The following is a 6,951-nucleotide window of genomic DNA, read 5'->3' as shown; positions in this document are numbered from 1 at the left end:
CTGCCGATCGGCAGCCCGCGCGTCGTCGCCGCGTCAGCGCTGGGTGCTGCCCGCGTCGATGGGCAGCGTCACCGCGGTGATGTAGCGGCCCTCGTCCGAGGCCAGGAACAGCGCCGCGTTGGCGATGTCGACCGGTTCGACCCACGGGATCGGGAGCATGTTCATCGACACGGCCGCCTCCGCGAATTCCTCGCGGGTGGGATGTTCGCGGTCGGGCCGGAACACCTTGCGCACCATGTCGTTCTGGATCATCGGGGTGTCGACATTGGTCGGATGGACCGAGTTCACCCGGACATGATGCGGAGCGAGTTCCTTGGCGAGTGAGCGCATCAGCCCGACCACCCCGTGTTTGGCGGCGGTGTAATGCGCGACGCCGACCAGTCCGCGCAGACCGGCGATCGAGCTGGTCAGGATCATCGCGCCGCCGCCACGGCTGATCAGGTGCGGGGTGGCGGCCTTGCAGGTCTGCCACACACCGGTCAGGTTGACGTCGATCATGGTGTGCCACTGCTGCTCGGTGAGGTCGAGCGCGCCGCCGCTGGAGCTGATTCCGGCGGTGGCGCAGACGATGTCGAGGCCGCCCAGTTCCGCGACACCGGCGTCGACGGCGCCGCGCAGTGCCGCGCCGTCGCGGACGTCGACTGTCGCGGCGACGATCCGCGCGCCCGTCGCCTCGACGGCGCGCACGGTCTCGGCGAGGTCGTCGTTGGTCGCGCCGGGCGACACGACAGTCTCGACCGGCCCGCAGATGTCGACCGCGATGATGTCGGCGCCCTCCTCGGCCAGCCGGATCGCCTGGGCGCGGCCGATGCCGCGCGCGGCGCCGGTGATGAGGGCGATCTTGCCCGAAACCCGTCCCATGTCACACCTTCTGAGTCAGTCCGGCATCCACCACGAGCTGGGTTCCCGTCACGTAACGGGACTCGTCGGATGCGAGGAAGAGCACGGCATTGCTGATGTCGACCGGATCCACCCACGGCACCGGCAGCAGCGTGCGGGCGGCCAGCGCCTCGGCCGCGTCCTGCTGGGTCGGGTTCGGCAGGTCGGGCCGGAGTTTGGCGTACACCGTGTCGTTGAGGATCATCGGCGTCGCCACCGAGCCGGGATGCACCGTGTTGACCCGGATCCCACGCGGGCCGAGTTCGTTGGCCAGGGTGCGGGCGAGCCCGACCACGGCGTGCTTGCTCGCCGAATAGTGCGAGGCGGTGGCCGCGCCGGTGATGCCGTTGGTTGAGCTGACGATCACGATCGAGCCGCCGTCGCTCAGCGCCGGGACACCGGCACGCACCGTGTGCCACATGCCGGTGAGATTGATATCCATGGTGCGCTGCCAGGCCTCGTCCGACAGCTCCCAGGACAGGCCGAGATCGCTGTAGATCCCGGCATTGGCCACGATTACATCGAGGCGGCCCAGCGCGGCGACTCCGTCGGCGACGGCCACGTCCAGCGACACCTGGTCGCGCACGTCGGCCACCGCGGTCACGCACAGGCGGCCCGTTGCCTCGACCTCCGCCGCGGTCTGCGCCAGTTCGGCCGCCGCGGGCTCGATGTCGACGGCGATGATGTCGGCGCCTTCCTCGGCCAGGCGGCGGCAATGGGCGCGGCCCATCCCGCCGGCCGCGCCGGTCACCAGCGCGACGGTGTTCTGCATGCGGTTCATCGGGCGCCCCCGGCAGGTCGAGTGTCCACGAGGCCGACGCTAGGGTCGCCGCCCGGCGCGTCCGCCCTGGTCTTCCCGGTCAGTGGGCAGTGCGCGGCGATCTCCCGTCCACCGGGAGCCACGGGCCACGGGACCCCGCAGAACTGCGACGGTAGCCCCGCACACCGGCTCTGTGATCGAGGAGGACACCAGTGACGAGGGCGACTGTCGACGTACCGCGTGGCTCGCGGGTGGTGACGCTGCGCGTGGCGGCCGTGATCGAGGAGACCGCGGACGCGCGCACGCTCGTGTTCGACGTGCCCGACCACGCCGCCGACCGGTTCGCCTACCGGCCAGGCCAGTTCCTCACGCTGCGTATTCCGAGCGAGCAGACCGGACCGGTCGCGCGCTGCTATTCACTGGCGAGCTCGCCGTTCACCGGGGAAGCGCCGCAGGTGACGGTCAAGCGCACGCCCGGCGGCTACGGCTCGAACTGGCTGTGCGACAACATCTCCGTCGGCGACACCCTCGATGTGCTGCCCCCGCTCGGCACCTTCACCCCGGCCTCCCTCGACACCGATCTGCTGCTGTGGGCGGCGGGTAGCGGCATCACCCCGGTGATGTCGATCCTGCGGTCGGCCCTGGCACGCGGTTCGGGCCGGGTGGTGCTGTTCTACGCCAATCGCGAGCAGGAGTCGGTCATCTTCGCCGAGGCCCTGCGCGAGCTCGCCGCCCGGTATCCGGGCCGGGTGAGCGTGGTGCACTGGCTCGAATCGCTGCAGGGCCTGCCGAGCACCGCCCAGCTGGCGCAGTTCGCCGCCCCGTATGCGACCTACGAGTCGTTCGTGTGCGGGCCTGGCCCGTTCATGTCGGCGGTGACCGACGCGCTGGCCGGTGCCGGGTGGCCGCGCGAGCGCGTCACCACCGAGGTGTTCGTCTCGCTGTCGGGTGATCCGTTCGCCGAGCCGGAGCCGCTCGATCCCGCCGACACCGACGACGCGGCCCACGTCGAGGTGGAACTCGACGGCACCGTGCACGCACTGAGCTGGCCGCGCTCGCGCACCCTCGTCGACGTGATGCTGGCCGACGGCCTCGATGTCCCCTACTCCTGCCGCGAAGGCGAATGCGGTTCGTGCGCGTGCACCGTCGTCGACGGCGAGGTCAGCATGACCAATGCCGCGATCCTCGATCAGGAGGACATCGACGCGGGCTACGCCCTGGCCTGCCAGGCCCGTCCGTGCACGGACAAGGTCCGCATCCGCTTCTGACCGAGAGGTGTTCTGTGGCAACCGATACCGCCCGATCCGAGGTCGGGTTCGGCTCGGACCGTGGCCCCGTGCTCGCCTCGCTGATGCTCGCCACCGGACTCGTCGCGCTCGATTCGACGATCCTGGCGACCGCGGTCCTGTCGATCACCGACAACCTCGGTGACTTCGGGCTGTTCCCCTGGCTGTTCACGAGCTACCTGCTCGCCCAGGCGGTGACGGTGCCGATCTACGGCGCACTCGCCGACACCTTCGGCCGTAAGCCGGTGATGTTGTTCGGCATCGTGGTCTTCGCGCTCGGTTCGCTGCTGTGCGGTCTCGCGAGCAGCATGCTCGCGCTGATCGTTTTCCGTGCCGTCCAGGGCATCGGCGCCGGGGCCATCCAGCCGACGACCATGGTCATCGCGGGTGATCTGTACACGCTGGCCGAACGCGCCACGGTCCAGGGCTATCTGGCCGGGGTGTGGGCGGTGGCGTCGGTGACGGGTCCGCTGCTCGGCGGCCTCTGCGCCGACTATCTCGGCTGGCGGTGGATCTTCCTGGCCAACCTGCCGCTGGCCGTGCTCGCCGCCTGGATGCTCGCCCGCAATTTCCCCGAGTCGGTGCCCCGGCGGCACCGTAGCGTCGACTACGCGGGCGCGCTGCTGCTGACGCTCGGCGCGGGGGCGCTCGTCCTCGGCCTGCTCGAAGGTGGCCGCACCTGGGCGTGGGGTTCTCCGGCCTGCCTGGCCGTCTTCGCCTGCGCCGCGCTGTCGCTCACGCTGTTCGTGGTGGTGGAATCGCGGGCCGTGCGGCCGATTCTGCCGCTGTGGGTGTTCACCCGGCGGGTGGTGATCGCGAGCAGTGTCGCCGCCATGCTCGGCGGGGCGCTGCTGTTCGGGTTCACGACCTATGTGCCGATGTTCAATCAGGGCGTGCTCGGCTCCAGCGCGCTGGTCGCCGGGGTCGTCACCGGTGCGCTCACTCTCGGCTGGCCCTTGGCCGCGGCCAGGGCGGGAAAGGTGTATCTGCGCTTCGGGTTCCGCACCTGCGCGGTGCTCGGCAGTTCCGTCGCGGCGATCGGTGCGGCGACGACCCTGCTGCTCGACGAGAACTCCGAGCTGTGGCAGGTCGCCGTCTCGTGTTTCGTGGTCGGCGCCGGCATGGGCTTGGTGGCGACGCCCACGCTCATCGCGGCACAGACGAGCGCGGAGTGGACCGAGCGCGGAGTCGTCACCTCGGCGAACATGTTCGCGCGGTCGCTGGGCAGCGCGGTGGGCGTCGCCGTGTTCGGTGCGATCGTCAACGCGCGCCTCGGGAGTGCGGACGCGCCGTCGCCGCAGACGCTGTCGGCCGCCGTGCACCTGGTGTTCGCGACCATCGCGGCGATGACGGTCGTGCTGGTGGCGGCGTGCGCGGCGATTCCCGGCCGGGCCGCGCATTTTCCTGCCCATCCAGCGGGAAGGGCGGGCCCGCTGCGCCGTCTCGAGCACGAGCATGGGGTGGCATCACCAGACGAGAAGAGGGAGCCAGGATGCTGACAACCAGCATGCGCGCCGAGCTCGCCGCCGAACTGGCGCGAGCGGAGCAGGATCGGGTGGCCGTGTCGCCGCTCGCCGACCGGTATCCGGGCATCGACGTGGTCGACGCGTACGAGATCCAGCTCCTCAATATCCGGCGCAAGCTGGATGACGGCGCCAAGGTCGTCGGCCACAAGGTGGGGCTGTCGTCGAAGGCGATGCAGGAGATGATGGGTGTCGACGAGCCCGACTACGGTCACCTGCTCGCCGAGATGGAGGTCTTCGAAGACGTCCCGGTCGACACCTCCCAGTACCTGCTGCCGCGGGTGGAGGTCGAGGTCGGGTTCGTGCTCGGCGCCGACCTGCCCGGCGAAGACTGCACCGAGGCCGACGTGCTGGCCGCGACCGTCGCCTACGCGCCCTCGATCGAACTCATCGACTCGCGCATCAAAGACTGGAAGATCGGCCTGACCGACACCATCTCCGACAACGCCTCCTCGGCCGGGTTCGTGCTCGGCAAGCAGCGCGTCGCGCCCGCCGACATCGACATCAAAGCCATCGACGCCGTGCTCACCCGCAACGGCGAGGTCATCGCCGAGGGCCGCAGCGACGCCGTGCTCGGTGATCCGGTGATCGCGGTCGCGTGGCTGGCCCGCAAGGTCGCGACCTTCGGGGTGCGGTTGCGCAAGGGCGACATCGTGCTGCCCGGTTCCTGCACCCGCGCCATCGACGCCCGCCCCGGTGACGACTTCCTCGCCGAGTTCACCGGACTCGGTTCCGTCCGTTTGCGTTTCCGCTGAACCAGACTTCCCAAGGAGTACACCGTGACCAGCAAAGTCACCGCCGCGATCGTGGGGTCCGGCAACATCAGCACCGATCTGCTCTACAAGCTGCTGCGCTCGGACAAGATCGAGCCGCGCTGGATGATCGGCATCGACCCCGATTCGGAAGGGCTGAAGCGGGCACGCGGGCTGGGTCTGGAAACCTCCGCCGAGGGCGCGGACTGGCTGCTCGCCCTCGACGAGAAGCCGGATCTGCTGTTCGAGGCCACCTCCGCCTACGTCCACCGCGCGTACGCGCCGAAATACGAAGCCGCCGGCATCCGCGCCGTCGACCTCACCCCGGCCGCGGTCGGCCCGGCCGTGATCCCTCCGGTGAACCTGGATACGCTGCGCGACGCCCCGAACGTCAACATGATCACCTGTGGTGGCCAGGCCACGATTCCCATGGTCGCGGCCGTGTCGCGGGTCGTGCCGGTGGCCTACGCCGAGATCGTGGCGTCGGTGTCCTCGGTCTCGGCCGGTCCGGGAACCCGCGCGAACATCGACGAGTTCACCAAAACCACCTCCAAAGGCGTCGAGACCATCGGCGGCGCGCAGCGGGGCAAGGCCATCATCATCCTGAACCCGGCCGAGCCGCCGATGATCATGCGCGACACCATCTTCTGCGCCATTCCCGAGGACGCCGATCGCGATGCCATCGCCGAGAGCATCTTCGGCATGGAGAAGTCGATCCAGGAGTACGTGCCCGGCTACCGGCTGCTCAACGATCCGCAGTTCGACGACCCGTCGGTGGTCTCCGGTGGCATGGCGAAGGTGTCGATCTTCGTCGAGGTCGAGGGCGCCGGTGACTTCCTGCCCCCGTACGCGGGCAACCTCGACATCATGACCGCCGCCGCCACCCGCGTGGGTGACGTGCTGGCCGACCAGATCATCTCCGCTCGGGTGTAAGGAGCTCACATCATGGTTTACTCAGCTGATCTCGACATCCGAGTTACCGACACTTCCCTGCGTGACGGTTCCCACCACAAGCGGCATCAGTTCACCGCGACCGAGGTCCGCGACATCGTCGCCGCCCTCGACGGCGCGGGCGTGCCGGTCATCGAAGTCACCCACGGTGACGGCCTCGGCGGTTCCTCGTTCAACTACGGGTTCTCGAAAACCCCTGAGCAGGAACTGATCAAGGCCGCCGCGGAAACAGCGAAGAACGCCAAGATCGCCTTCCTCATGCTGCCGGGAGTCGGCATCAAGGAAGACATCAAGATCGCGCAGGACAACGGGGCGTCGATCTGCCGCGTCGCGACGCACTGCACCGAAGCCGATGTGTCCGTGCAGCACTTCACCGCGGCCCGCGAGCTCGGCCTGGAAACCGTCGGCTTCCTGATGATGTCGCACACCCAGCCCCCGGAATTCCTGGCCAAGCAGGCCCGCATCATGGCCGACGCGGGCTGCCAGTGCGTCTACGTCGTCGACTCCGCGGGTGCCCTTGTCCTGGAACAGGTCTCGGACCGGGTGTCCGCGCTCGTCGCCGAACTCGGCACCGACGCGCAGGTGGGTTTCCACGGTCACGAGAATCTCGGTCTGGCCGTGGCCAATTCGGTGTACGCGGTCCGCGCGGGCGCCACGCAGATCGACGGCTCGGCTCGCCGCTTCGGCGCGGGCGCGGGCAATCTCCCGGTCGAAGCCTTCATCGGCGTCTGCGACAAGCTCGGTATCAAGACCGGCGTCGACTTCTTCGCCGTCACCGACGCCGCCGAAGACGTCGTCCG

7 protein-coding genes are annotated in these 6,951 nt (G+C 69.3%); 5 read left to right on the top strand and 2 right to left on the bottom strand.

The window, feature by feature from the left end:
- Nucleotides 1-33: 33 nt before the first annotated feature.
- Both ACFWF2_RS33215 and ACFWF2_RS33210 read right to left on the bottom strand, forming a co-directional pair.
- Complete coding sequence (locus ACFWF2_RS33215; protein ID WP_379311439.1) at nt 34-861, bottom strand: mycofactocin-coupled SDR family oxidoreductase; 828 nt, start codon at nt 859-861, stop codon at nt 34-36.
- Between the two features lies 1 nt (nt 862).
- Nucleotides 863-1,660 (bottom strand): mycofactocin-coupled SDR family oxidoreductase, encoded by a 798-nt coding sequence (locus tag ACFWF2_RS33210; RefSeq protein ID WP_379311438.1) that lies wholly within the window; start codon nt 1,658-1,660, stop codon nt 863-865.
- A gap of 191 nt (nt 1,661-1,851) precedes the next feature.
- Between ACFWF2_RS33210 and ACFWF2_RS33205 the strand changes: the two genes are divergently transcribed.
- The 5 genes from ACFWF2_RS33205 to dmpG all read left to right on the top strand — a co-directional run.
- On the top strand, nt 1,852-2,907 hold the full coding sequence (locus tag ACFWF2_RS33205; protein ID WP_379311437.1) for a 2Fe-2S iron-sulfur cluster-binding protein: 1,056 nt from the start codon (nt 1,852-1,854) through the stop codon (nt 2,905-2,907).
- A gap of 14 nt (nt 2,908-2,921) precedes the next feature.
- Nucleotides 2,922-4,424, top strand: coding sequence for an MDR family MFS transporter (locus tag ACFWF2_RS33200; protein ID WP_379311436.1), 1,503 nt, complete (start codon nt 2,922-2,924; stop codon nt 4,422-4,424).
- Nucleotides 4,418-5,203 (top strand): 2-keto-4-pentenoate hydratase, encoded by a 786-nt coding sequence (locus ACFWF2_RS33195; protein ID WP_379311435.1) that lies wholly within the window; start codon nt 4,418-4,420, stop codon nt 5,201-5,203. The genes ACFWF2_RS33200 and ACFWF2_RS33195 overlap by 7 nt, the downstream gene beginning before the upstream one ends.
- 24 nt (nt 5,204-5,227) lie before the next feature.
- Nucleotides 5,228-6,133 carry an acetaldehyde dehydrogenase (acetylating) gene (locus tag ACFWF2_RS33190; RefSeq protein WP_379311434.1) on the top strand — a complete coding sequence of 302 codons (906 nt, stop codon included), beginning with the start codon at nt 5,228-5,230 and terminating at the stop codon, nt 6,131-6,133.
- Between the two features lie 12 nt (nt 6,134-6,145).
- The coding region (gene dmpG / locus ACFWF2_RS33185) for a 4-hydroxy-2-oxovalerate aldolase (protein ID WP_379311433.1) at nt 6,146-6,951 on the top strand (806 nt) is incomplete at its 3' end.

The sequence above is a fragment of the Nocardia sp. NPDC060259 genome, assembly GCF_042728775.1.
Classification (GTDB): Bacteria; Actinomycetota; Actinomycetes; order Mycobacteriales; family Mycobacteriaceae; genus Nocardia.
Note: the sequence above shows the minus strand (reverse complement) of the source record. Positions and strands in the feature narration are given on the sequence as shown.

What these genes read in the sequence shown, in the direction of transcription:
- ACFWF2_RS33215 (WP_379311439.1), bottom strand. Translation starts at nt 861, where the DNA reads ATGGGACGGGTTTCGGGCAAGATCGCCCTCATCACCGGCGCCGCGCGC.
- ACFWF2_RS33210 (WP_379311438.1), bottom strand. Translation starts at nt 1,660, where the DNA reads ATGAACCGCATGCAGAACACCGTCGCGCTGGTGACCGGCGCGGCCGGC.
- ACFWF2_RS33195 (WP_379311435.1), top strand. Translation starts at nt 4,418, where the DNA reads ATGCTGACAACCAGCATGCGCGCCGAGCTCGCCGCCGAACTGGCGCGA.